This is a genomic window from Streptomyces sp. WAC07094, assembly GCF_036320405.1.
In the GTDB taxonomy this organism is placed as follows: Bacteria; Actinomycetota; Actinomycetes; order Streptomycetales; family Streptomycetaceae; genus Streptomyces; species Streptomyces lannensis.
Map to the genome: position 1 here is coordinate 7,144,030 of NZ_JAVMJZ010000001.1, position 24,339 is coordinate 7,168,368.

The 24,339-nt window shown below is 71.1% G+C and carries 28 protein-coding genes; 8 read left to right on the top strand and 20 right to left on the bottom strand.

Annotated elements, in window-relative coordinates:
- Positions 1–28 precede the first annotated feature (28 nt).
- A complete protein-coding gene (locus tag RCR19_RS31840) occupies positions 29–397 on the bottom strand; it encodes a low affinity iron permease family protein (protein ID WP_331268240.1) in 369 nt (122 codons plus the stop codon).
- 189 nt (positions 398–586) lie between these two features.
- Between RCR19_RS31840 and RCR19_RS31845 the strand changes: the two genes are divergently transcribed.
- The gene (locus RCR19_RS31845; RefSeq protein ID WP_331268241.1) at positions 587–1,063 is read left to right on the top strand and encodes a TIGR00725 family protein; all 477 of its coding nucleotides are present in this window, start codon (positions 587–589) and stop codon (positions 1,061–1,063) included.
- Here RCR19_RS31845 and RCR19_RS31850 read toward each other — a convergent pair.
- From RCR19_RS31850 to RCR19_RS31870, 5 genes are all read right to left on the bottom strand, one after another.
- On the bottom strand, positions 1,044–1,652 hold the full coding sequence (locus RCR19_RS31850; protein ID WP_331268242.1) for an N-acetyltransferase: 609 nt from the start codon (positions 1,650–1,652) through the stop codon (positions 1,044–1,046). The genes RCR19_RS31845 and RCR19_RS31850 overlap by 20 nt on opposite strands.
- The gene (locus tag RCR19_RS31855; RefSeq protein WP_331268243.1) at positions 1,580–1,996 is read right to left on the bottom strand and encodes a hypothetical protein; all 417 of its coding nucleotides are present in this window, start codon (positions 1,994–1,996) and stop codon (positions 1,580–1,582) included. Before RCR19_RS31855 ends, RCR19_RS31850 begins: the two co-directional genes overlap by 73 nt.
- A 141-nt stretch (positions 1,997–2,137) precedes the next feature.
- Entirely contained in the window at positions 2,138–3,358 is a 1,221-nt protein-coding gene (gene rocD, locus RCR19_RS31860; protein WP_331268244.1) for an ornithine--oxo-acid transaminase, read from the bottom strand.
- Complete coding sequence (gene ddaH / locus RCR19_RS31865; RefSeq protein ID WP_331268245.1) at positions 3,355–4,167, bottom strand: dimethylargininase; 813 nt, start codon at positions 4,165–4,167, stop codon at positions 3,355–3,357. The genes rocD and ddaH overlap by 4 nt, the downstream gene beginning before the upstream one ends.
- Positions 4,168–4,288: 121 nt before the next feature.
- On the bottom strand, positions 4,289–4,792 hold the full coding sequence (locus RCR19_RS31870; protein WP_059126724.1) for an Lrp/AsnC family transcriptional regulator: 504 nt from the start codon (positions 4,790–4,792) through the stop codon (positions 4,289–4,291).
- Between the two features lie 77 nt (positions 4,793–4,869).
- Between RCR19_RS31870 and RCR19_RS31875 the strand changes: the two genes are divergently transcribed.
- The 4 genes from RCR19_RS31875 to RCR19_RS31890 are packed head-to-tail and all read left to right on the top strand — an operon-like array spanning position 4,870 to position 8,920.
- Positions 4,870–5,628 (top strand): LytTR family DNA-binding domain-containing protein, encoded by a 759-nt coding sequence (locus RCR19_RS31875; protein WP_331268246.1) that lies wholly within the window; start codon positions 4,870–4,872, stop codon positions 5,626–5,628.
- An 11-nt stretch (positions 5,629–5,639) separates the two neighbouring features.
- Positions 5,640–5,996: a hypothetical protein gene (locus RCR19_RS31880; RefSeq protein WP_331268247.1), complete on the top strand. Its 357-nt coding sequence runs from the start codon at positions 5,640–5,642 to the stop codon at positions 5,994–5,996.
- Between the two features lie 9 nt (positions 5,997–6,005).
- The gene (locus RCR19_RS31885) at positions 6,006–7,718 is read left to right on the top strand and encodes a cation acetate symporter (RefSeq protein ID WP_331268248.1); all 1,713 of its coding nucleotides are present in this window, start codon (positions 6,006–6,008) and stop codon (positions 7,716–7,718) included.
- Positions 7,715–8,920: a histidine kinase gene (locus RCR19_RS31890; protein WP_331268249.1), complete on the top strand. Its 1,206-nt coding sequence runs from the start codon at positions 7,715–7,717 to the stop codon at positions 8,918–8,920. The genes RCR19_RS31885 and RCR19_RS31890 overlap by 4 nt, the downstream gene beginning before the upstream one ends.
- Positions 8,921–8,923: 3 nt before the next feature.
- Here the strand turns inward: RCR19_RS31890 and RCR19_RS31895 are convergent, their stop codons facing one another.
- The 5 genes from RCR19_RS31895 to RCR19_RS31915 all read right to left on the bottom strand — a co-directional run bounded on the left by RCR19_RS31895 (position 8,924) and on the right by RCR19_RS31915 (position 13,849).
- Positions 8,924–9,082, bottom strand: a complete 159-nt coding sequence (locus tag RCR19_RS31895) for a hypothetical protein (protein WP_331268250.1) — start codon at positions 9,080–9,082, stop codon at positions 8,924–8,926.
- A gap of 466 nt (positions 9,083–9,548) precedes the next feature.
- On the bottom strand, positions 9,549–10,499 hold the full coding sequence (locus RCR19_RS31900; protein WP_331268251.1) for a cytochrome c oxidase assembly protein: 951 nt from the start codon (positions 10,497–10,499) through the stop codon (positions 9,549–9,551).
- A 103-nt stretch (positions 10,500–10,602) separates the two neighbouring features.
- The gene (locus tag RCR19_RS31905) at positions 10,603–11,628 is read right to left on the bottom strand and encodes a 6-phosphofructokinase (RefSeq protein WP_331268252.1); all 1,026 of its coding nucleotides are present in this window, start codon (positions 11,626–11,628) and stop codon (positions 10,603–10,605) included.
- A 234-nt stretch (positions 11,629–11,862) separates the two neighbouring features.
- Positions 11,863–12,591: a glutamine amidotransferase gene (locus tag RCR19_RS31910; RefSeq protein ID WP_059126729.1), complete on the bottom strand. Its 729-nt coding sequence runs from the start codon at positions 12,589–12,591 to the stop codon at positions 11,863–11,865.
- Positions 12,592–12,610: 19 nt separating this feature from the next.
- Positions 12,611–13,849: a MurT ligase domain-containing protein gene (locus RCR19_RS31915; protein WP_331268253.1), complete on the bottom strand. Its 1,239-nt coding sequence runs from the start codon at positions 13,847–13,849 to the stop codon at positions 12,611–12,613.
- A gap of 142 nt (positions 13,850–13,991) precedes the next feature.
- On the opposite strand from RCR19_RS31915, the gene def reads away from it, so the two are divergent.
- Positions 13,992–14,552, top strand: a complete 561-nt coding sequence (def, locus tag RCR19_RS31920) for a peptide deformylase (protein WP_331268254.1) — start codon at positions 13,992–13,994, stop codon at positions 14,550–14,552.
- A gap of 72 nt (positions 14,553–14,624) precedes the next feature.
- On the opposite strand, the gene RCR19_RS31925 is transcribed toward def, so the two are convergent.
- Positions 14,625–15,266 carry a TetR family transcriptional regulator gene (locus tag RCR19_RS31925; protein WP_331268255.1) on the bottom strand — a complete coding sequence of 214 codons (642 nt, stop codon included), beginning with the start codon at positions 15,264–15,266 and terminating at the stop codon, positions 14,625–14,627.
- A 189-nt stretch (positions 15,267–15,455) separates the two neighbouring features.
- Between RCR19_RS31925 and RCR19_RS31930 the strand changes: the two genes are divergently transcribed.
- Positions 15,456–16,682 carry an acyl-CoA dehydrogenase family protein gene (locus RCR19_RS31930; RefSeq protein WP_331268256.1) on the top strand — a complete coding sequence of 409 codons (1,227 nt, stop codon included), beginning with the start codon at positions 15,456–15,458 and terminating at the stop codon, positions 16,680–16,682.
- Here the strand turns inward: RCR19_RS31930 and RCR19_RS31935 are convergent, their stop codons facing one another.
- From RCR19_RS31935 to RCR19_RS31970, 8 genes are all read right to left on the bottom strand, one after another.
- Positions 16,683–17,240, bottom strand: a complete 558-nt coding sequence (locus RCR19_RS31935; RefSeq protein ID WP_331269609.1) for a cupin domain-containing protein — start codon at positions 17,238–17,240, stop codon at positions 16,683–16,685. It abuts the gene before it with no gap.
- 25 nt (positions 17,241–17,265) lie between these two features.
- Entirely contained in the window at positions 17,266–17,553 is a 288-nt protein-coding gene (locus RCR19_RS31940) for a hypothetical protein (RefSeq protein ID WP_331268257.1), read from the bottom strand.
- A 35-nt stretch (positions 17,554–17,588) separates the two neighbouring features.
- A complete protein-coding gene (locus RCR19_RS31945) occupies positions 17,589–18,767 on the bottom strand; it encodes a type III polyketide synthase (RefSeq protein WP_331269610.1) in 1,179 nt (392 codons plus the stop codon).
- Positions 18,768–18,911: 144 nt separating this feature from the next.
- Positions 18,912–19,142, bottom strand: a complete 231-nt coding sequence (locus RCR19_RS31950; protein WP_059126737.1) for a DUF6213 family protein — start codon at positions 19,140–19,142, stop codon at positions 18,912–18,914.
- Positions 19,143–19,167: 25 nt separating this feature from the next.
- Positions 19,168–20,553 carry an NADP-dependent succinic semialdehyde dehydrogenase gene (locus tag RCR19_RS31955; RefSeq protein WP_331268258.1) on the bottom strand — a complete coding sequence of 462 codons (1,386 nt, stop codon included), beginning with the start codon at positions 20,551–20,553 and terminating at the stop codon, positions 19,168–19,170.
- Between the two features lie 74 nt (positions 20,554–20,627).
- A complete protein-coding gene (locus tag RCR19_RS31960; protein WP_331268259.1) occupies positions 20,628–21,098 on the bottom strand; it encodes an NUDIX domain-containing protein in 471 nt (156 codons plus the stop codon).
- Entirely contained in the window at positions 21,095–22,633 is a 1,539-nt protein-coding gene (locus RCR19_RS31965; protein ID WP_331268260.1) for an ATP-dependent DNA ligase, read from the bottom strand. The genes RCR19_RS31960 and RCR19_RS31965 overlap by 4 nt, the downstream gene beginning before the upstream one ends.
- A gap of 29 nt (positions 22,634–22,662) precedes the next feature.
- Positions 22,663–23,598, bottom strand: a complete 936-nt coding sequence (locus RCR19_RS31970) for an NAD(P)/FAD-dependent oxidoreductase (RefSeq protein WP_331268261.1) — start codon at positions 23,596–23,598, stop codon at positions 22,663–22,665.
- 78 nt (positions 23,599–23,676) lie between these two features.
- On the opposite strand from RCR19_RS31970, the gene RCR19_RS31975 reads away from it, so the two are divergent.
- Positions 23,677–24,249, top strand: a complete 573-nt coding sequence (locus RCR19_RS31975) for an XRE family transcriptional regulator (RefSeq protein WP_331268262.1) — start codon at positions 23,677–23,679, stop codon at positions 24,247–24,249.
- The last annotated feature ends 90 nt before the right edge of the window (positions 24,250–24,339 follow it).

The window sequence follows — 24,339 nt, forward strand, 5'->3', positions numbered from 1 at the left end:
CGGCGGAGTCCCGGGCGCACGGGCCGCCTTATGTCTCCTCCTCCAAGCGGATCGACTTCCTGAGCTGTTCCATGGCGGGGCTGTCTTTGCCATCGTTCATTTCCAGAAGGGCACGCGCGATGGCATCGAGCTTGCGCTGGACGGCGTGCTCGGCCCGCATCTCCGAGTTCTTGAGCAGCGCGAGGAGGAGCAGCGTGACCGCCGTCATGGACTCCCCGGCGAGCAGGAGCCACTCCAGCGGCAGCTTCGCCACATGGACCGAGACGAAGAAGCCGACCAGGGCCAGGCAGATCAGGAAGAAGAGCGGGGAGCTCGTCAAATTGGAGACTTTTTCCGCGAGTTCCTCGAATCTGCCTCGCCGCGGACCGCCGCGCTCGGCGGGACTCTGAAAGGTCATGGTGGAAGAATCACCCGGCTTTCCTCGTGGCCGGGGGAGGCCTCACCGCCGAGCGGTCCTCACACCCGCGGCCATGCACCCGCGCGGGGGACCTTCGGCGGCCCCGGCACCTTGCGGGACCGGGGCCCCGGTGAGGCTGTGGGCCGCGGCGGTCCGCCGGGCGTAACGTCCCCGCGGGAGGTGGCCGGCATGGCGGTGCAGGTGGCGGTGTGCGGACCGGCGCGGTGCGGCGAGCAGGAGTGGGACCTCGCGCACGAGCTCGGCCGGCTGCTCGCCGAGCGTGGAGCGGTGGTGATCTGCGGTGGGCACGGCGGGGTGATGGCGGCCGTCGCGGCGGGTGCACGGTCCCGCGACGGTCTGGTGGTCGGAGTGCTGCCGGGCGCCGATCGCACGGGTGCCGGGCCCGATCTGAGTGTCGCGATCGCCACCGGTATGGGGCAGGCGCGCAACGCGGTCATCGTCCACAGCGGGGACGCCGTCGTCGTGGTCGGCGGATCCTGGGGGACCTTCTCGGAGCTGGCGCTCGCGATGCGCCGGGGCGGTGTGCCGGTGGTGCAGCTCGGCGACGGCTGGCGTCCGGTCGACGCCGACGGCCGGGATCTGCCCGGCGTCGCTTGTGCGCGGACGCCCGCCGAGGCCCTCGACCTCACCGGGCTGTGGTCCTGACCGGCAGTTCGACCTGCCAGGTGTGCACGGCGTAGTGCAGGGTCATGCCGTGGCGCAGATACAGCCGCAGCGCCTCGGAGGTGTTCTGCGTGTCGACGCCGAGGCCCACCGTGTCCCGTCCACGGGCCGCGAAGGCGCCGAAGGCGTGCCGTAGGAGGTGGCTGCCGATCCCGCGGCCCCGGGCCGCCTCCAGGACGCCGAGATGGCGGATCCAGCCCCTGCTCGTGTCGTCGTTCCTCGCCATGAGGACGCCCGCGTCCCCGAGGCCGGCCAAGGAAGCGATCCACACCAGTGACCAGTCGGTCCGGTCGCTGCCGAGACCCGCCAGCCACTCGTCGTAGGGGCGCGGGTGGTACTCGAAGTGGTCGGCGAAGGCGGCGTCCAGCAGTTCGTGCACACGCCGGCGGTCGGCGTCCGTGCGGCACTCGCGCAGCGTCACGCCCGTCACCGGGTCGGGCACGGGCAGCGGGTCCCCGGCCGCCGACAAGGGGCGGGTGAGCACGTTGAACCGCCGTATCACCCGCCAGCCGCGGGCGTCGAGCAGCGTCGTGTCCAAGGTCGGGGAGGAGTTGAGGTACAGGTGCACCACGCGCTCGGGACACCGTTCTCCGCGGCCTTCCGCGCCGCCCGGTCCTCCATCAGCTCCAGCAGCCGCCGGCCCGCCGCGTCCTCGTCGGGAAGCGTGTACAGGTCGACGTCGATCCGCTCTCCTCCGGCCACGTCCCACAGCAGTCCGTAGGCCACGAACCGGCCGTCCCCGTCGACCCCGACCCACGAGTCCCGCGCGAGGTCGACCCCCGGACGCCGCAGATCGGACTCGACGGTGTGCGGGTCGGTCTCCGGCCGCCCGATCTCGGCCAGATCGACGGCGTTCAGGAGTTCGCACAGGCCGGCGACGTCGTCGAAGGCGGCCGGGCGCACGGTGAGAGTCATCCGCTCACTGTCGGGGAACCGTCCCGGGCGCCGCAACGGGATATGGGCGCGCCCGGGGGCCGTACGCGGCACGGCGCCCGGGGCCCGTATGCGGGCACGGCGCCCGGGGCGGTCGGATACCGCCCCGGGCGCCGCGTCGTGTCAGGCCGCCAGCACCTTCTCCAGCGTCTCCAGGGCGGACCGCAGCTCCGCGTCGGTGATCGTCAGCGGCGGGGCCAGGCGGATCGTGGAACCGTGGGTGTCCTTGACCAGGATCCCCTCCTGCATGAGCCGCTCGCTCATCTCGCGGCCCGTGCCGATCGCGGGGTCGACGTCGACGCCGGCCCAAAGCCCGCGGGCGCGGAAGCCGACGACGCCCTTGCCGACGAGCGCGGCCAGGCCGTCCCGCAGCACCGCGCCGAGCTCGGCCGCCCACCGCTGGAACTCGCCCGTCTCGAGCAGGCCCACCACCGCGGAGCCCACCGCCGCCGCCAGCGGGTTCCCGCCGAACGTCGAGCCGTGCTCCCCGGGCCGCAGCACGCCGAGGACGTCCCGGCGTGCCACCACCGCGGACACCGGCACGATGCCGCCGCCGAGCGCCTTGCCGAGCAGCACGACGTCCGGTACGACACCTTCGTGGTCCACGGCCAGCGTGCGGCCGGTGCGGCCGAGGCCCGACTGGATCTCGTCGGCGATGAACAGGCACCCCGCCCGGCTGGTGAGCGCACGCACCCCCGCGAGGTATCCCTCGTCGGGGATGACCACGCCCGCCTCGCCCTGGATGGGCTCGATGAGCACGGCCGCCGTCGTCTCGTCGACCGCCGCCTCCAGAGCGGCCAGGTCGTTGTACGGAACGATCCGGAAGCCCGGTGTGAAGGGGCCGAAGCCCGAGCGTGCCGTCTCGTCCGTGGAGAAGCTGACGATCGTCGTCGTGCGGCCGTGGAAGTTGCCGGACGCCACGACGATCGTCGCCCGGTCGGCCGGGACACCCTTGACCTCGTACGCCCACTTGCGGGCCACCTTGACCGCGCTCTCCACCGCCTCCGCGCCCGTGTTCATCGGCAGCACCATGTCCTGGCCGGTGAGCGCGGCCAGGGACTCGGCGAACTCGGCCAGCTGATCGTTGTGGAAGGCGCGCGAGGTGAGGGTCAGCCGGTCCAGCTGGCGGTGGGCCGCCTCGATCAGCACCGGATTGCGGTGCCCGAAGTTGAGGGCGGAGTAGCCGGCGAGCATGTCGAGGTAACGGCGGCCCTCGACGTCCTCGACCCAGGCGCCCTCGGCGCGGGCGACGACCACCGGAAGCGGATGGTAGTTGTGCGCGAGGACCGGCTCCTCGGCACGGATCAGCTCCGCGGACGAGCGGGTACGGGCGGGTGCGGTCATGGGCGGATCTCCTGAGTGCAGCACTTGATGCCGCCGCCGGCCTTCTGGAACTCCGACAGGTCGACGGGGACGGGGTCGTAGCCGTGCTCGGTGAGCCGGGCGGCCAGCGCCTCGGCCTTCGGGGCGATGAAGACATGGCGTCCGTCGGAGACGGAGTTGAGACCGAAGGCCATGGCGTCGTCGTGGGTGGCGAGCACCGCGTCCGGGTACAGCCGGGCGAGGACCTCGCGGCTGCCGGGGGAGAACGCCTCCGGGTAGTACGCGATGTTGTCGTCGTCGAGGACGAACAGCGCCGTGTCCAGGTGGTAGAAGTACGGGTCGACCAGGGTCAGGCTGATCACCGGGTGCCCGAAGAACTCCTGGACCTCGCGATGCGCCTCGCGGGTCGTACGGAATCCGGTGCCGGCGAGCACATAGCGGCCCGTCCACACCAGGTCGCCCTCGCCCTCGCAGACGGACTCGGGGCGATGGACGGTGTAGCCGGCCGCCTTGAACCACGTCTCGTAGTGGAGGGACTCGGGACGCCGCTCGGGCGCGTGGAACAGGGAGCCGAAGACGCGGCCGTCGACGACGACCGCGGAGTTGGCGGCGAACACCATGTCCGGGAGGCCGGGCACCGGCTCCACGGTGTCCACGGTGTGGCCGTGGTCGCGGTAGACGTGGATCAGCGACTGCCACTGGTCCCGGGCCAGATCCACGTCCACCTGCAGGTCGGGATGCATCCAGGGATTGATCGCGTACTGCACGGCGAAGTGTCTGGGTTCGCAGACGAGGAAGCGCCGCCGCCGCGGCACACGGATGTCGGGCACAGAGGGGTTCCTCCGCTTCCTGGGGCGTTGACTGGGTGAGACCAAGGTAGGAAGCGACGGGGACGGCCGACAAGCAAGGATGGCTGCGCGTCGACGCATGAATGATGCGTCTTCGGGCTGGTCAGCGCACGTCTGCTGCGCTGTCGGGGGCGACGTTGCTCGCGCCCGCCTCAGGGCTCTCCGGGAGCAGATGGGACAGTACCATCACGCTGATCGTCTTCCGGATGAACGGCTCCGTGCGGATGCGTTCCAGCACCTCCTCGAAGTGCTCCACGTCCCGCGCCCGCACGTGCAGCAAGGCGTCCGCGCCGCCCGTCACGGTCATGGCGGCCGTGATCTCCGGATGGTTGCGCACGACCTCCGCCAGCCTGCGGGGCGGCGCCGCGCCCTCGCAGTACACCTCGACGTACGCCTCCGTACGCCAGCCCAGCGCCGACGGCTTGACCGTGGCCGTGAACCCGGTGATCACATCCGTCTCGCGCAGCCGGTCCACCCGGCGCTTGACCGCTGTGGACGACAGGCCGACGGCTGCGCCGATCTCGGCGAAACTGGTCCTGGCATTCGCCATCAGAGCGGTGACGATCTTCCGGTCGAGCTCGTCGAACGGCGCTGGCCTGCTGTTCATGCGGGCACTGTATCCAGCGAGAACGTCCATGCTGCGCACATGTCCACACGTGCGGAATGCTCCTACACTCCACGTTCATGCTGCGCGCCCTCGCCGTCGACGACGAACGCCCCTCTCTCGAGGAGTTGTTGTATCTGCTGCAAGCGGATCCGCGGATCGGCAGCGTGGAGGGCGCGAGCGACGCGACGGAGGCGCTGCGCCGTATCAACCGTGCCCTGGAGACCGGGCCCGCCGGTCCCGACGCGGTCGACGTGGTCTTCCTCGACATCCACATGCCGGGACTCGACGGCCTCGAGATGGCCCGGCTGCTGACCGGGTTCGCCCGGCCGCCACTGGTGGTGTTCGTCACCGCACACGAGGGATTCGCCGTACAGGCCTTCGACCTCAAGGCGGTCGACTACGTCCTCAAGCCGGTGCGCCGCGAACGGCTCGCCGAGGCCGTGCGCCGGGCAGCGGAACTGCGGGAGGCCACACCGCTGATACCCGTGCACGAACCCGACCCGGACCACATATCCGTGGAGCTCGGCGGTGTGATGCGGTTCGTGCCGGTCGAGGACATCACCCACGTGGAGGCGCACGGGGACTACGCCCGCCTGCACACCGCCCACGGCAGCCATCTCGTCCGCATCCCGCTGTCCACCCTGGAGGAGCGCTGGCGTACGCGGGGGTTCGTCCGCATCCACCGCCGCCATCTCGTCGCCCTGCGTCATGTCGACGAACTCCGCCTGGACGCGGGCACGGTGAGCGTCCTCGTCGCCTCGGTCGAACTACAGGTCAGCCGGCGTCACGCCCGTGAGCTGCGGGATCTGCTCATGCGCCGGACCACCGGCCGGTGAGGGGCAACGGCGTGCCCCAGGACCCCACCGAACGCCGTGTCGTCGTCACGGGTCCGCCCCGGCGTACCCGCAGGACCTCCGGGTACTACCGGCCGCGTACCGAGATCGACGAGCAGACCACGCTCGGTCACACCTATGTCCGCTCCCTGATGCGCAGTCAGCTGCGGGTGGCCGTCGTCGTGTTCACCGTACTGGTCCTCCTGGTGGGGCCACTTCCCCTGGTGTTCGCCACCACTCGGAACGCGGGCCTCGAATGGGTGGTGCTCGGCTTCTGCCTCTACCCGGCGCTCGTCCTGCTCGCCCGCTGGTACGTGCGCCGCGCCGAGCGCAACGAAAGAGACTTCGTCCGGCTCGTCGAGGACCGCTGAGGGACCGTCGTGAACCAGAACTACGTCGTTCCCGCGGTCGCCCTGGTCGTGCTCGCCACGGTCCTCGTCGGCGCCTTCGGGCTGCGGATCTCCCGCACCACGTCCGACTTCTACGTCGCCTCCCGCACGGTCGGGCCCCGTCTGAACGCCGCCGCGATCAGTGGTGAGTATCTCTCCGCCGCCTCCTTCCTCGGTATCGCGGGTCTTGTCCTCGTCCAGGGCCCCGACATGCTCTGGTACCCGGTGGGCTACACCGCCGGCTATCTCGTCCTGCTCCTGTTCGTCGCCGCCCCGCTGCGCCGCTCCGGTGCCTACACGCTGCCGGACTTCGCCGAGGCCCGGCTGGCCTCGCATCCCGTGCGCAGACTCGCCGGGGCCTTCGTCGTGGGCGTCGGCTGGCTGTACCTCCTGCCCCAGCTCCAGGGCGCGGGTCTCACCTTGACGGTGCTCACGGGTGCGCCCGACCCGCTCGGCGGGATCATCGTGGCGGTCGTCGTCGTCGCGACCGTCGCCGCCGGCGGTATGCGCAGCATCACCTTCGTCCAGGCGTTCCAGTACTGGCTCAAACTCAGCGCTCTGCTGGTGCCCGCGCTCTTCCTGGTGCTGGCCTGGCAGGGGGACGGAGCGCCGCGCGGCGCCTTCGCCGAACCGCCGGCCTTCCGCGACCACCGCGTGGTGCGGATCGACGAGAGCCTCGATCTGAAGCTGTCCCGCCGGCTCGACGTCACGGCGACGGGCACGGTCGACGGGCGGCGGTACACGGAGCAGCGCGTGGACCTGGCCCCGGGCGTCCACCACGTCGAACGCGGTACCCGGCTCGCCTTCGGCAAGGGCGACCGCGTCCCCGTCGCCGACGGCGGCGACAACGGCGACATGTCGACGTCCCCGGAATCCGGCAGCGAGGAACGCCCGCTGTACGCCACGTACGGACTGATTCTCGCCACGTTCCTGGGCACCATGGGGCTGCCGCACGTGGTGGTCCGCTTCTACACCAGCCCCCACGGTGTCGCCGCCCGGCGCACCACGGTCGCCGTGCTCGCCCTGATCGGCGCCTTCTACCTCCTGCCGCCCGTCTACGGGGCCCTCGGGCGGCTCTACGCCCCCGAACTCACCCTCACCGGGGACGCGGACGCAGCGGTGCTGCTGCTGCCCGACCGGATGATCGGCGGAATCGGCGGGGACCTGCTGGGCGCACTGGTGGCGGGCGGGGCGTTCGCGGCCTTCCTGTCCACGGCGTCGGGACTGACCATGGCGGTGGCGGGAGTGCTCACCCAGGACGTACTGCCGTCGCGGGGCGTACGCCACTTCCGGCTCGGCACACTGCTGGCCATGGCGGTGCCGCTGGCGGCGAGCGTCCTCGTCGGCGGACTCCCCGTCGCCGATGCGGTGGGGCTCGCTTTCGCCGTGTCCGCGTCGTCGTTCTGCCCGCTGCTCGTCCTCGGCATCTGGTGGCGCCGGTTGACCCCGCCCGGGGCCGCTGCGGGCATGCTGGTCGGGGGCGGTTCCGCGTTCGTCGCCGTCACGGCGACCATGGCCGCTTATCCGGGCACCGGGACCCTGCACGCCCTGCTCGCCTGGCCCGCGCTCTGGTCGGTGCCGCTCGGATTCCTGACCATGGTGCTCGTGTCGCTGGCGACGCCGGGGCGGGTTCCGGCCGAGACGGACGCGATCCTGGCCCGGTTCCATCTCCCCGAGGAACTGCGGGCGGAGGTGAAGGCGTGAGCGGATTCCTCGCGGGCCTGTGCGTGGCCGTGCTCCCACTGCTCGCCGCCGGGTTCTGGCTGGGGCGGCGCACCGCGCGCCCGGAGAGTCTCGGCGGGCTCGGCACACCCGTCGAGCACGCCACCTTCCAGACCCTGCACACGGCTTCCCTGGCGGCTCCGCCGCTGCGTGCGGGGCTCACCGAGGAGACGGCCCGCAAGTCCGCACGCCGGCTGCGCACGCTGCTGGGCACGGACGCGCTGTGCCTCACCGACAGGGAGGCGGTGCTGGCCTGGGACGGTGCCGGGGAACACCATCGCGACGAAGTGCTGGGCCGGCTCGTCGGCCCGCTGGAGACCGGCCGCGGTGAGGCCTTCCGCCTGCGGTGCGACGAGCCGGACTGCCCACTGCGCTGGGCCGTCGTCGCCCCGCTCACGGTCGACGACCGGGTGCACGGCGCGCTGGTGGCCTGCGCGCCCCGGGAGTCCGCCGTGCTCGTCCGGGCGGCCGCCGAGGTCGCGCGCTGGGTCTCCGTACAGCTGGAGCTGGCGGACCTCGACCAGTCCCGTACGCGGCTGATCGAGGCCGAGATCAAGGCCCTGCGCGCGCAGATCTCCCCGCACTTCATCTTCAACTCGCTGGCCGTGATCGCCTCGTTCGTACGCACGGATCCCGAGCGGGCCCGCGAGCTGCTGCTGGAATTCGCCGACTTCATCCGCTACTCCTTCAGAAGCCGCGGCGACTTCACCACGCTCGCCGACGAACTGCACGCCATCGACCACTACTTGGCGCTGGTGCGGGCCCGCTTCGGCGATCGTCTCTCGGTCACCCTTCAGATCGCCCCCGAAGTGCTGCCGGTCGCGCTGCCGTTCCTGTGTCTTCAGCCGCTGGTGGAGAACGCCGTCAAGCACGGCCTGGAGGAGACGGCCGACAAACGGCACATCAGCATCACCGCGCAGGACACGGGCGCCGAGGCTCTGGTCGTCATCGAGGACGACGGCGCGGGCATGGACCCCGAGCTGCTGCGCCGGATCCTCGCCGGAGAGATCAGCCCGTCGGGCGGCATCGGCCTGTCCAACGTGGACGACCGGCTGCGCCAGGTGTACGGCGACGACCACGGGCTCGTCATCGAGACCGCGGTGGGTGCAGGCATGAAGATCACCGCCCGGCTGCCCAAGTACCAGCCGGGGGTGCACTCGGCGGGTCGGTTCCCCCGGCAGTGACCCTCAGGAATTGCGGGTGGCGACCATGCCGAGTGTGATCAGGCCGAGCACGATCCAGCCGAACCACAGCCAGCCGTTGCCGCCGAGCGCCACCGTGTAGGCCGTCACCACCACGAGCCCACCTACGGTGAGCATCCCCATCGCCTTCGTGGAACCGGGCATCGCAACACCCTCCTCATGGTTCGTCGCCTTCCATGGTGCCTCCCGTTCCGCCTGCGCACGGTGCAGACGACCAGATGAGTTCCGGACTTCCAGGCGGCTCCGCCCGTCCAGGAGGCCGATTCGTGGCGGGACGGGCCATGGCCGCGGGTCGTGGTTCCCCCGCAGGACACCAGCCGCGCCACCCGCGGCGACGGGACGTCCAGGCGGTCCCGCTACCGCATGTCGGCGGTGTCGGCGAACGCCATGCCCTGTCTGCCACGGTCCCCGAGCGGCCCGTACACCGGTCCGTGCGCCCGCGGCACCAGGCAGAAGGTGCGCCCCCGGACGTCTCGAAGCCGGCGCGGGTCGGCACCCGGGCCGGGCCGCGGACGTCCGTGAGCCGTTCCCGGATCTCCTGCGCCCGCTGCGCGCACTCGGCGCGCCCCCGGAGGCGTGCCTCCTCGGCGGACGTGTGGGACACCAGGATTCAGTTACCGCGTGCGTTGAGTGAGGCGAGATAGGCGTTGTACGCCTCGAGTTCCTTGTCGCCGTCGCGGTCCGCGGCCCGGTCCATCCGCTTGGCCTGCCGCTGTTCGGAGCCGTACCACTGGAAGAGCAGGGCCAGAAGGACGAGCACCGAGGGGACCTCGCTGAAGGCCCAGGCGATGCCGCCCGCCGAGGTCTGGTCGGCGAGCGCGTCGATGCCGAGGGAGGCGGGCGGGTGTTCGTAGGTGGCGACCATCGGCGTGGAGGCCATCATCAGCGCGATTCCGAAGAACGCGTGGAACGGCATGCCCGCGAACAGCTCCAGCATGCGCATCAGATGGCCGGGGCGGTGCGGCCCCGGGTCGATGCCCATGATCGGCCAGAAGAACACCAGGCCGACGGCGAGGAAGTGGACCATCATCGCGATGTGCCCGGCCTTCGACCCCATCAGGAAGTCGAACAGGGGGCTGAAGTAGAGGCCGTACAGGCTGGCGATGAACAGCGGGATCGTGAAGGCCGGGTGGGTGATGATCCGGATGTAGCGGCTGTGCAACAGCATCAGCAGCAGTTCGCGCGGACCCGTGCGGTCGCGGCCCGCGGTCGGCAGCGCCCGCAGCGCCAGGGTGATCGGCGCACCCAGCAGGATCAGGATCGGGGCGAGCATGCTGATCACCATGTGCTGCACCATGTGCACACTGAACATGACCATGCCGTAGTCGTTCAGCTTCGTGCACATGGACAGCATCACCATCAGCACGCCGACGGTGTAGGCGATCGTGCGGCCCACGGGCCACTTGTCGCCACGCCGGACCAGCCGTGCGACACCCCAGCCGTACAGTGCGAGCCCGGCCAGGCAGGCGACGAGGAAGAACGGGTCCGTGGACCACTCCAGACCCCGTCCCAGCGTGAACGGCGGCAGATCCGTGGTCATGCCGTGCCCGCTGTGATCCATCCGCCGGCTCCTGATTCGTGGGGGTGTGCGCTGTCTGTCCGCACCAGAGTAGAACCGCCCCCGGTCGCGCTCGCGACCGGGGGCGGCTGGGACCGGGCGGTGCCTACAGGACGGTCTCGGCCTCGGCGTAGCGCTCGGACGGCACCGTCTTCAGCGTCTCCACGGCCTCGGCGAGCGACACCATCAGGATGTCCGTGCCGCGCAGCGCGGTCATCTTTCCGAACTCGCCGCGGTGCACCGCCTCGACAGCGTGCCAGCCGAACCGGGTGGCGAGCACGCGGTCGTAGGCCGTCGGCGTGCCGCCGCGCTGGACGTGCCCGAGGATGACGGGACGGGCCTCCTTGCCGAGCCGCTCCTCCAGCTCCACGGAGAGCTGGCGCGCGATACCGGCGAAGCGCTCGTGACCGTAGACGTCCTTGCCGCCCTCGTCGAAGACCATGGTGCCCGGCTTCGGCTTGGCGCCCTCGGCGGCCACCACGATCGCGAACCGCTTGCCTGCGTCGAACCGCTCACCCACCCGCGCGGCCAACTCCTCGATGTCGAAGGGGCGCTCCGGAACGACGATCGCGTGGGCGCCGGCCGCCATGCCCGAGTGCAGCGCGATCCAGCCGGTGTGCCGGCCCATGACCTCGACGATCAGTACCCGCTGGTGGGACTCGGCGGTGGTCTTCAGCCGGTCGAGGGCGTCGGTCGCCACGCCTACGGCCGTGTCGAAGCCGAAGGTGACGTCCGTGACGGCGATGTCGTTGTCGATGGTCTTGGGCACGCCGACGATCGGCAGACCGTTGTCCGACAGCAGCCGGGCCGCCTTGAGGGTGCCCTCACCGCCGATCGGGATGATGGCGTCGAGACCGAGTTCCTCGACATGGCCCCTGGCCCGCTCCACACCGTCCCGCAGATGCTCGGGGCGGACCCGGGAGGAGCCGAGGATGGTGCCGCCGCGAGCCAGGATGCCGCTCACCGCGTCGAGGTCGAGCTTGAGGTAGTCGCACTCCAGGAGGCCCCTCCAGCCGTCGCGGAAGCCGATGACCTCGTCGCCGTGGTCGACGACGGCGCGGTGCACGACGGACCGGATGACGGCGTTCAGGCCGGGGCAGTCACCGCCGGAGGTGAGGACACCAATGCGCATAGCCCGAAATACCTTCTCCACGTGGGCCGGGGACCGGACCACGCTGTCCGGTTCGATCCCTGCCAGCCTACCGGCGGAGGGGGGCGGCGCCGCACCGTGCGTCCGCCTGCTGGACGCGCCCGCTCAGCTGTGCGGACAGACCGTCAGACGGGCCGGTCCCGCCCGTCGGCCCGGCCGGTGCGCACGCCCTCGGGCGGGCGCCGAAGAACCGTTTCCGGGCCGGCGGGACAGGGCCTAGGCAGGCTGCTCGGCCGACGCGATGCGCTCGGTGCGCAGGGCCTCGTACCAGCGGTCGTCGACCGGCGGCAGCGCGTTCACGTCGAGCGCCAGTTTCAGCAGCATGTCCGCGATCAGCGGGTTGCGGGCGAGGACGGGGCCGTGCATGTACGTGCCGAAGACCGTGTCGTTGTACGCGCCCTCCGTGCCGTCGCCCGTGCCGTTGCCCCGGCCGAGCCGCACCTGCGCCAGGGGGCGGGCGGTGGGACCGAGGTGGGTGACGCCCTGGTGGTTCTCGAAGCCGGTGAGCTGGGGCAGGCCGAGGCGCGGGTCGATGTCCGCGAGCACGTCGCCGACACACCGCTCGCCCTCGCCGCGCACCGACACCACGTCGAGCAGGCCGAGACCCGGTTCACGCTGTCCGAGATCGTTGACGAACTCGTGGCCGAGGATCTGGTAGCCCGCGCAGACCGAGAAGACGATCGCACCGTTCTCGACGGCCCGGTACAGGCCGCCGTCGCGGCGCAGCCGCTCCGCCGCGAGCCGCTGCGGACGGTCCTCACCGCCACCGATCAGATAGATGTCGCCGGAGGTGGGGATGGGCTGGTCGCTGCGTACGTCCAGGCGTGCCACGTCGAGTCGGCGCTGACGGGCCCGGCGCTCCACGACGAGGGCGTTGCCCTGGTCGCCGTAGGTGCTGAGCAGGTCCGGGTAGATCCACACCAGACGCAGGCTGTTGTCACTCATCGAAGATCGTCCTTAGTGGTCAGTTGCCGACGCGGCGGCGCAGGTCCTGGAAGGCCGTGTAGTTCGCGATGACCTCGATCCGGCCGGGCGGTGCCTGCTGGACGGCCTGGTCGAGGTTCTCGCAGACCTGGAAGGACTGGTTCGCGACCTCCAGGCGCACGGCGAGGTCCAGCTTGCGGTCGCCGATGACGAAGATCGGGTGGCCGGTCAGCCGCGTGTAGTCGACGTCCCACAGCCAGGAGGTGTCGGTGCCGTCCGCGCCGCGGGCGTTCACCGAGAGGATCACCGGGGTCGGCGGCGGGTCGATGAGCGAGAAGGTCTCCAGCCAGCCGGCCGGGTTCTTCGCGAGCAGCAGGCGCAGGTCGCGGCTCTGGAACTGGACGACGTCGTAGCGCCCGGCCACCGCCTGGACCTGGTACATGCGCTCCAGGGCGACCTGCGGGGGCACGCCGAAGACGGCGGCCACCGCGGCCGAACTCGCGGCGTTGGCCTTGTTGGCCCGGCCCGGCAGCTGGAGGTGGATCGGCCAGGCGGAACCGTGCGGGTCGAGGACGTGGTCGCCGGACAGCGCCCAGGACGGGGTCGGCCGGCGGAATCCGCACTCGCCGCAGTACCAGTCGTCGCCGGGGCGCTGCATCACACCGCCGCAGGAGGGGCAGGACCAGGCGTCGTCCTTCCACATCTGCCCGGCGGCGACCCAGACCACGTTGGGCGAGGAGGAGGCGGCCCAGACGACCAGCGGGTCGTCCGCGTTGGCGACCACGACGGCCTTGGAACCGGCAAGGCCCTCGCGCCAGTTCTCCGCGAGCATGCGGGTCTCCGCGGCGCGGTCGAGCTGGTCGCGGGAGAGGTTGAGCAGCGCGATGCACTTCGGGTCGGTGTCCCGGGCGACGCCGGCGAGGTACTTCTCGTCGACCTCGATCACGCCGAACTTGGCGTCCGAGCCGCCGGCCAGCGCCGAGGTGATGCCCGCGGGCATGTTGGCGCCCAGCGCGTTGGACACGACCGGGCCCGCGGCGCCCAGCGCCTCGGCGATCAGCCGGGTGGTCGTGGTCTTGCCGTTCGTGGCCGAGACCAGGATCACGTCCAGGTTCTGGGCCAGTCGGGCGAGCAGGTCGGGGTCGAGTTTGAGCGCGACTCGGCCGCCGATCACCGATCCGCTTCCGCGTCCGGCGGCGCGGGATGCCGCAGCGACCGCCTTGCCCGCGGTCACGGCGAGCTTGGCCCGCGGCGTCAGCGGGTCCGAGTTGCCTGCCATCAGTTCTCGATCCTCCTTGCATACGGCGCCGCGCCCTGTCCCGGCAACGTGTGGACCTCAGCCTATCGAGATCCGTTCACGCACCCGAATCGTGGCACCACGCCGACGTTCGCGCTGCCTTGAGGACCGTACCCTTGCCGCCATGCGACATGGCTCGATCCCGGGCGCCCGAGGGCGCGTGAGGCCCGTCACCCTGCTCGGTGACCCGGTGCTGCGCAACCCCTGTGAGCCGGTCACCGGCTTCGGCCCCGAACTGGCCCGGCTCGTCGAGGACATGTTCGCCACGATGTACGCCGCGCAGGGAGTGGGGCTGGCGGCGAACCAGATCGGTGAGCCGCTGCGGGTGTTCGTGTACGACTGCCCCGACGACGAGGACGTCCGCCATCTGGGGCACGTGGTGAACCCGCGGCTGGTCGAGGCCGACGGAGTGGTGCTGCGCGGCCCCGAGGGATGTCTTTCGCTGCCCGGCCTCGAAGCGGGTACGGAGCGGTACGACCATGCGGTCGTGGAGGGGTTCACGGTGGACGGCGAGCCGCTCACGGTGCACGGCACCGGGTGGTTCGCCCGGTGCCTTCAGCACGAGTGCGACCACCTGGACGGAGGCCTGTACGTCGACCGGCTCGACGGCCGCAGGCAGCGCCGGGTGATGCGGCAGGCGGCCAGGGCGTCCTGGGGCGGCCGGGCCGCCGCCGGGACCCGTTAGCGGCGCCGGTCCGTGCCGATCGCCCTCGCGCGGGTGCGCCCGGCCCCGGCAGAGCCGCCGCCGGGCGCCCGCTCAGAACCCCGGGCCGCCCACGCGGTCCCCGGCGGCGGCCAGCCGGCCCCACAGCAGGTCCGCCAGGCTACGTACCAACTCGGCCCGGGAGCAGGGCCGCTCGCCGAGCCACCAGTCGCCGGCCGCGTGCATCATCCCGACGATGCCGTGTCCCCAGACCCGAGCGAGCTGGTGGCTGCCCGGCCCGAGGTCCAGCCGCTCCTCGATGAACACGGCCAGCTCCTCACCCATCCGGCGCAGTACCGGGATGGAGTGCCGCGTGTCGAAGCCCTGGTCGCTCGGCGTACCGCCCTCCGCCGGATGCATCAGGAAGCGATAGACCTGCGGACGGGCCTCGATCGCCGCGAGATACGTGTCCAGCGTGGCCTCGACCCGCTCCCTTCGCTCGGCCGGGGCGTCCAGTGCCGCCCGCAGCGAGTCGAGGAGCGCGTCCGTGTGGCGTTTGGCGAGAGCGGCGTACAGTCCGCCCTTGTCGCCGAAATGGCGGTAGAGGATCGGCTTGGTGATGCCTGCTTCGGCGGCGATGGCGTTCATCGAGGCCCCTGGGCCGTCGCGCAGCACCACCCGGTCGGCGGCCTCCAGCAGCTCGCGCCGTCGGCGGTCGGCGGACCGCTGCTGATCGGCCCGCTGCGTGGTCTCCATGATCTCTCCCCACCCGTGCTGTATCGGTGACGCCTGCGCAAACTAACACTGAAAGGCAGGTCGGTATCGAACGAGCTGCCGACCACCCGCCGAAGACCTTCGGCTCCGGCCGGGGAGTTGACTTTCCTACTGGTGAGTAACAGACTGCGGTTACCGCAAGTAACAGCTTAGCGCAGCGCTGGAGGGGACATGGCCGAGTTCACCATGGAGCTCAACGACGAACAGAAGGAGGTCCGGGACTGGCTGCACGGCTTCGCGGCCGATGTGATCCGCCCCGCGGCCGCCGAATGGGACGAGCGTGAGGAGACTCCCTGGCCGGTCATCCAGGAGGCCTCGAAGGTCGGCATCTACTCCCTCGACTTCTACGCCCAGCAGTACTTCGACCCCACCGGCCTCGGCATCCCCGTGGCGATGGAGGAGCTGTTCTGGGGTGACGCGGGCATCGCCCTGTCCATCGTCGGCACCGGCCTCGCCGCCGTCGGCGTCCTCGCCAACGGCACCGAGGAGCAGATCGGCACCTGGATCCCCCAGATGTACGGCGACCCGAACGACGTCAAGGTGGCAGCCTTCTGCTCCTCGGAGCCCGACGCCGGCTCCGACGTCGGGTCCATGCGTACACGCGCCGTGTACGACGAGGCCAAGGACGAGTGGGTGATCAACGGCACAAAGACCTGGGCGACCAACGGCGGGATCGCCAATGTCCACGTCGTCGTCGCGGTCGTCGACCCCGGGCTGGGCTCCAAGGGCCACGCGTCCTTCATCGTCCCGCCGAACACGCCGGGCCTCGCCCAGGGCCAGAAGTTCAAGAAGCACGGCATTCGCGCCTCGCACACCGCCGAGGTGATCCTCGACAACGTGCGTGTCCCCGGCTCCTGCCTGCTCGGTGGCAAGGAGAAGCTGGACGAGCGGCTCGCCAGGGCCCGGGAGAGGGCGAAGGCGGGCGGCGAGCGGGTGAAGAACGCCGCCATGGCCACGTTCGAGGCGTCCCGTCCCGCCGTGGGCGCGATGGCCGTGGGCACCGCCCGGGCGGCCTACGAGGTGGCGCTGGACTACGCGAAGACACGCGAGCAGTTCGGGCGGCCGATCATCGACAACCAGGGCGTGGCCTTCCAGCTCGCCGACATGCGCACGCAGATCGACGCGGCGCGGCTGCTGGTGTGGCGGGCCTCGTGGATGGCGATCAACGGCAGGCCGTTCACGGCGGCCGAGGGTTCCATGTCGAAGCTGTTCGCGAGCGAGACGGCCAAGAAGGTCACCGCCCAGGCGATCCAGATCCTCGGCGGCAACGGCTACACGCGCGAGTACCCGGTCGAGCGGATGCACCGCGACGCAGGCATCTACACGATCTTCGAAGGCACGAGCGAGATCCAGCGACTGGTGATCGCGCGCACCCTCTCGGGGCTGCCGATCCGATAGTCAACGGTGCCTGAGCGGTGTCAGCTGCTCGATGTCGTACCGCCTGCGCAGCTCCTCGATCGCCTCGTGGTCCGGTGGTCCTTCCTGCCCCAGGATCTCCAGCAGCTCCTCGAAGTACCGTTCGTGATCGGGCGGCGGGGAGGCCTGGAAGAACATCTTCGCCGGGGTCTCCGTGGGGTTCGCGAAGGCGTGCGGGCACCCCGGCGGTACGACGATGATCGTGCCCGGGGTCGCCCGCACCACCCGGGTGCCCGAGCGGGACTCCCACTTCTGCCAGTGGTCGGGGGTCCGCACGCGCGGTTCGAAGGCGAGCACGTCCAGCTCGCCTTCGAGGACGTAGAACAGCTCCTCGCTGCGTGTGTGCACATGTGCGCCGACGTCGAACCCCGGCGGCACGATCACCTCGAACGTGGACGCCGTGCGCGAGTGCGAGCCCGTCACCTTGAATGTCACGTGCTGGGCCGGTGTGCGCACCACGCGTCCGTGGCCCGGCGGCACGAGCAGCCCTTCGCTCGCCCTGGCCCCGTCGCCGGCACCCGTGCCCTCGGTCGCCGCCATTCCTTCGGTCGTCGTCATGAGCGGCTCACCGCACGACGGCGCCGGGCCGCGGCGCGAAGTGGGCGGGGGACCCGGCGGGTTGCCGTCCCGCCACCGACTCGCGGCCGAAGCGGGGGCCGTTCACGACCGTACGCGCGTCGTCGTAGCCCGTCGTGAGGCAGTTCCGGCCCTCATCCTGGGGCAGTTCGAACCGGGTGACCGGGCCTTTGTGCATCAGCCCGGCCGGCGCCGGGTCGAAGTCGACACCGGTCGGTTCGGCGGCGGGCCAGGAGCGGACCGGCGGCAGGGTGCCGTTGATCGTCTCTTCGGTCATCTCGCGCCGCCTCACTGTCCGTGTCGGTGGTCGTCTCACTTGGACCCGTTGGACCCGTTGGCCGGGATGTGCCAGCGGCCCAGCGCCATCTCCGCGGTGATGCCCGGTCCGAAGCCCGCCAGCAGACCGCGGGCCGAGTGCTCGGCGCCGCCCGCCTCGAACAGCCGGCGCAGGGCGTCCAGGACGACCGCGCTCGCGATGTTGCCGTACTCGGTGAGCGTGGCCCTGCTGAACCGGAAGGCATGGGGCGGCACCTGCAGAAACCTGCACAGGTCGTCCAGGATGCGCGGGCCGCCCGCATGGACGATGTAGAAGTCCAGGTCGGAGGCGTCCCAGCCGTGCTGTCGCGCCAGTTCCTTGAGGGCCGGGGCGAGCGGTTCCATCGTGGTGGGAACCCGTTTGTCCAGCAGGAAGTGGAATCCGGTGGCCCGGACGTCGTACGCGATCCACTCCTCCGTCTTGGGGATCAGGTACGAGCCGTTGCGCTCCAGTTTGATGCCGGTGCCGCCCTTGCCGCGTACGACCGCCGCCGCGATGCCGTCACCGAACAGGCCGTTGGACAGCAGCGAGCCGACGCCCAGATCGGTGGGCTGGTAGCACAGCGAGCAGAACTCGCAGGCCACGATCAGCGCGTTGGCGTCGGGGTACGCCGTGCAGAAGTCGTGCGCCCGGTTGATGGCCGCGCCGCCGGCGGCACAGCCCAACTGGGCTATGGGTATCTGCCGGGTGTCGGTCTCGAAGTCCATCGAGTTGATCAACCACGCGGTCAGCGAGGGCATCATGAAGCCGGTGCACGACACGTAGATGATCACGTCGATGTCCCGGGTGAGCAGTTCGGCGTCGTCCAGGGCCTGCTGGACGACCGCGGGCACACGGGCTTTCGCCTCGGCCTCGTAAAGGTTGTTGCGCTCTTCGAACCCGGGGTGCTTCAGCGTCTCCTCGATGGGCTGCACGATGTGCCGGGTGCGGACCCCGGTGTTCTCGATCAGTCGCAGTGCCAGCGGGAGTTGGGGGTGGTCGGGGTGGCGGGTACGCGCGAGTTCGAGCGTCTCCTCCATCGTGATCACATATTCCGGAACGGAGACCGCAGGTCTGCACAGAGTCGCCATGGAGCGCGCCTTCTTTCGCCTTGGCGGGGGACTTGGCTCCCCCGGCGGAAGGGGTGGGCACCCGTCTGCGGGTGCCCACCCACGATCACCCGGTGGCCCGGGGATATCTCGTCGGCCTACTCCACTTCAGCGACAAACACAGAGTGAGCGAACGACTACTTTGTGTGATGGTGGCAGGTGAGAGCCGGTCTCCGGACGAAGTGCGGGACCGCGCGGGCAACCGGCGCCACGGCCGCCGCTCCGGTGTTCCTAGCGGCGTGAACTGTGCGCGATGCAGGCCACGTCGATCCGGTCCGCCAACTTCGCGAGTTCGATGGTCAGCGTCGCCACCGTGTCCTCGTCCAGCCCCTCCTCGCCGGCCTCGACCAGGCGCACCCACCGGCCGCCGAGCGTACGCAGCAGCTTGCTGACGTCGGCGGCTGCCACCTGCAACGTGCCGTGGTCGTCGACGATCAGAGGGAGGGTCACTTCGCGGTTCACAGAGGGGATCGTAACCGCGGAACCCTCACGCTCCGTGCCATACCGTGGTGATGTTGCAGAACTCTCGGATTCCGTGCTCGGACAGCTCCCTGCCGTACCCGGAGCGCTTGACCCCGCCGAAGGGGAACGCGGGATGGGATGCCGTCATCCCGTTGACGTACACGCCGCCCGCCTCGAGATCCTGTACAAAACGGTCGAGTTCGACGCCGTTGTGCGTCCAGACGTTGGAACTCAGTCCGAACGGCGTGTCGTTCGCCACCGCCACGGCCTCGTCGAGGTCCGCGACCCGGTACAGCGTGGCGACCGGGCCGAACGCCTCCTCCTGGTGGATGCGCATCCGGGGGGTGATGCCGGCGAGGACCGTCGGCGGGTAGAACCAGCCCGGCCGGTCCGGGCGCTCACCGCCGCACAACACCTGGGCGCCCGCCCCGACCGCGTCCTCGACGAGTTCCTCCAGGTCCGCGCGGCCCTGTTCGGTGGAGAGCGGCCCGATGTCCGTCTCCTCCTCCATCGGGTCGCCGACCTTCAGCGCCGCCATGCCGGCCGCGAACCGCTCGGCGAACGCGTCGAACACGTCCGTGTGCACGATGAACCGTTTGGCCGCGATGCACGACTGCCCGTTGTTCTGCACCCGTGCCGTCACCGCGACCTCGGCGGCGCGGTCGAGCTCCGCCGAGGGCATGACGATGAACGGGTCGCTGCCGCCCAGCTCAAGGACCGTCTTCTTGACCTCGTCCCCGGCGATCGCGGCGACGGAGCGGCCCGCCGGCTCGCTGCCGGTGAGGGTCGCGGCCTTGACCCGCGGGTCGCGCAACACCCGCTCGACGGCGCCCGAGCCGATGAGCAGGGTCTGGAAACAGCCTTCGGCGAAGCCGGCCCGGCGCAGCAGGTCCTCGAGGTAGAGCGCGGTCTGCGGGACGTTCGAGGCGTGCTTGAGCAGTCCGACGTTGCCCGCCATCAGTGCGGGCGCCGCGAACCGGACCACCTGCCACATGGGGAAGTTCCACGGCATCACGGCGAGCACCGGGCCCAGCGGCCGGTAGCGCACGAGCGCCCAGGAGGCACCCGAGTCCTTCACGTCCCGCTCCGCCGGTTCCTCGTCGGCGAGCAGCCCCTCCGCGTGCTCGGCGTACCAGCGCATCGCCTTGGCGCACTTGGCGGCCTCGGCACGGGCCTGTTTGATCGGCTTGCCCATCTCGGTGGTCATCACCCGCGCGATGTCCTGCTGGTCCTCGTCGAGCAGGTCGGCCGCCCTGTTCATGCGCAGCGCGCGTTCGGCGAACGTCGTCGTACGGTGACTGCGGTAGGCGGCATCGGCGATGGCGAGCCTGCGCTCGATCTCCTCCTCGCCGAGGGCGTCGTACGTCTTGAGCGTCTCGCCGGTCGCCGGGTTCACGGTGGCGATGGGCATGGCTGACCTCCTGAGAACAGGCTTTGTTCCGACCTTCCCGCGCGACGGCGGCCACCGCAACGCGTACTGCGCACTCAGCCCGAGTGCTCCACGAGCCGGTCGAGAAACGCCGCCTGGGCCTTCACGATCAGATCCCGGGCCCGGTCGAGGCCGAACCACTCCACGCGGTCCAGTTCGGGGAACTCCTTCAGCTGCCCCGACCTCGGCGGCCACTCCATGGTGAAGGTGCCCGGCACGACCGTCGCCGGGTCGAGGTCCGCCTCGAGAGCCCATGCCGTCACGGTCTTGCCGCCCGCCTGCCGCACCTCGCCGAGCGGAAGGGCCTGCCCGTCGGGCGGCGGCAGTCCCAGTTCCTCCTGGAACTCGCGACGGGCGGCGTCCCACGAGGGTTCGCCGGGCTCGTACTCGCCCTTGGGCAGGGTCCACGCCCCCGCGTCACGGCGGGCGAAGAACGGGCCGCCCATATGGCCGAGCAGTACCTCCGGGCCGTGCTCGGTGCGCCGGAAGAGTAGGAGTCCGGCGCTGTGCCTCGCCCGGGCGCTCACGGGGCCGCCTCCGGGTGGGAGGCCAGCACGGTCTCGACCGTGTCGGCCTCCTCGGGCCGCTTGTCCTCGCGGTAGCGCACCACCCGGGCGAACCGCAGGGTCACGCCCGCGGGGTAGCGCGTCGACCGCTGCAGTCCGTCGTAGGCGATCTCGACTACCAGTTCGGGGCGTACGGTCACCACCCAGCCGTTGTCGTCCACGGCCAGTTCCCGCAGCCGCCCGGTCTGCCAGGCGAGCATCGCGTCCGTCATGCCCTTGAACGTCTTGCCCAGCATGGCGAAGGAGCCGTCCGGGTTGCGTGCACCGAGGTGGAGGTTGGAGAGCTTGCCGGTACGGCGGCCATGGCCCCACTCGGCGGCCAGTACCACCAGGTCCAGGGTGTGGACGGGCTTGACCTTCAGCCAGGAGGCGCCGCGCCGGCCCGCGCTGTAGGGCGCGTCGAGTGCCTTGACCACCACTCCTTCGTGGCCGCGGCCCAGCGTCCGGGCGAGGAAGTCCTCCGCGGCGGCGACGTCCTGCGGCCCGTCCACCAGCGTGCGCCGCACCCGCATCGGCTCCGGGACGAGCCGGGCCAGCTCGGCGTGGCGTCGGGCGAAGGGCAGGTCCAGCAGATCCCGGTCGTCCACCGACAGGACGTCGAAGAACACGGGGGAGACGGGTACGGCGGCCGCGGCCGCCGCCACGTCCACCCGCGACCCTACGCGTCCGGCGGTCTGCTGGAACGAGCGCGGGCGCCCCTTCTCGTCCAGGGCGATGACCTCGCCGTCGAGGACGAACCGTTCGCCCGCAAGCTCCAGGGCGGCCGAGGTCACCTCGGGCAGCCGGTCGGTGATGTCGTCGAGCGTGCGGGTGTGGACGCGTACTTCGTCGCCGTCGCGGTGGACCTGGACGCGGATGCCGTCGAGTTTCTCCTCGACCGCGCAGGCGCCCAGCTTCGCGACCGCTTCCGCGACCGACGACGCCGTCCGCGCGAGCATCGGCAGCACCGGGCGGCCCACCGTGAGCCGGAACCGGTCGAGTGCCTCCGGGCCGTCGGCGAGCAGGGCCTGCGCCACCGTCTGCAGCGATCCGGCCAGCATGACCGCCCTGCGCACGTCCGACGGGACGGCCCCGGTCGCTTCGGCCAGGCCCTCGGCGGCGAGGGCGTCCAGGGCGCCCTGGCGTACCTCGCCGGTGAGCAGTCCGACGAGGAACCGCTGCTCGTCCTCGGTGGCCGCCGCCAGCAGCTCGCCCACCAGCCGCCTGCGCGCGGCCTGCGACCCTGTTCCGGTCGCCGCCCCGATCCCGGTCAGCCGTTCGTCGACGTCGCGCACGGTGAGCGTCGGCCCGGGGGCGGGCGGAACGGACTGAGCGAGCAGTTTCCACCCGATGCCGAGCCGGCCCTGCGGCAGGCGCCCGGCCAGATACGGAATGACGATCGGCACGTCGTCCGCGTCGGCAGCCCGGAACAGCTCGCCCAGCAGCGCGATCTTCCGTGATCGCGCCGATGTGGCGGCGACCTCCCTGGACACCTGTGCGAGCCGGCTCAGCAGCATGCAGTCATGGTGCACCGCGGGCGCCGGGTCTACACCCGCGCGATCGCGTCCAGGTCGGTCATCAGCAGCTCGCCGTTGATGGCGGCACCGGCCCGGTAGCCGCGGCTGGCCGCGTTCACGACCTGCTCCGCGAAACCGCCGGCGTTGCCCGCCGCCCACAGGCCGGGCACGGTGGTCTGCCCCCGCTCGTCGACCACCGGGTAGGTGCCGAACGGGGTCTCGTTCAGCTCGGCACCGAGGCGCTCGAACAGGCCGATCTGCGGAACGGGGCGGGGCGCAACGAACAGCACCGAGCGGTCGTGGGCGGTGCCGTCCGCGAGCCGGACGCCGGTGAGCCGGTCGTCGTCCACCACCAGCTCAGCCACCTCGCCCGGAACCACCGTGACGCCGGCCGCCGCAAGCCGGCGCAGGTCCTCGGTGGCGATCTCGTCCTCGGCGACGGTGTGCAGGAACAGGGTCACGTCCTTCGACCACTGGGAGACCATCAGGGCCTGGTGCACGCTCATCGGTGTCGAGGCGAGCACCCCGAAGGCCTGGTCGCGCACCTCCCAGCCGTGGCAGTACGGGCAGTGCAGCACATCGTCCCCGAAGCGCTCGGCGACACCGGGAACCGTGGGCAGCTCGTCCTTCAGGCCGGTCGCCACCACCAGCCGCCGGGCGTGCAGGACCGGCCCTTCCGCGAGCGTCACCTCGAACTCCCCGTGCGTGTCCCGGACGGCGTCGACCACCCGGCCGCGCCGGAGCCCCACGCCGTAGCGGGCGATCTCCTCGCGGCCCACGGCGAGGAACTCGGCGGGCGGCATGCCGTCGCGCGAGAGATATCCGTGCATATGGGCCGCGGGCGCGTTGCGCGGCTCGCCCGCGTCGACGACGAGCGTGCGGCGCCGCGCCCGACCCAGGACCAGGGCCGCGGACAGTCCGGCCGTACCGCCGCCGACGACGATCACTTCGTACTTCTCGGTCATGGTGACCACCTCCGCGGAGACGGTCGCCCGGACGGCGCAGGATTGACAAACAAGTTTGCCGGAACTGCAATACCTGTCATGAGTACGGACGAGGTTCTCGCGGAGGTGGGTCCCCGGCTGCGGCGGATCCGGAAGGAGCGGGAGGTGACGCTCGCGGGGCTGTCCGAGGCGACCGGCATCTCCGTGAGCACTCTCTCGCGGCTGGAGTCGGGGCTGCGCAAACCCAGCCTCGAGCTGCTGCTGCCGATCGCGCAGGCCCACCAGGTGCCGTTGGACGAGCTGGTCGGCGCCCCGCCGGTGGGGGACCCGAGGGTGCGATCCGAGCCGATCGTGCGCCATGGCCGCACCCACTGGCCGCTCACCCGCCAGCCCGGCGGCCTGCAGGCCTTCAAGGTGCTCGAGCCCAAGCGGCGTCCCGAACCGGATCCGCGGACGCACGAGGGCTACGAGTGGCTTTACGTGCTGTCGGGGCGGCTGCGGCTGGTCCTGGGTGAGCACGACGTCGTGCTCGCCGCAGGGGAGGCGGCCGAGTTCGACACGCGGGTCCCGCACTGGTTCGGCTCGACGGGGGAGGGTCCGGTGGAGTTCCTGAGCCTGTTCGGTCCGCAGGGGGAGCGGATGCACGTACGGGCGCGGCCCCGGCGCTCGTGACGTCCGGCGCCCGCCGCCCGTGAGCACCCGATGGTTCCCCGATCGGCAAGCGACCGCTTAGTATGCGATCGGCCCCGATCGGTCCCTTTC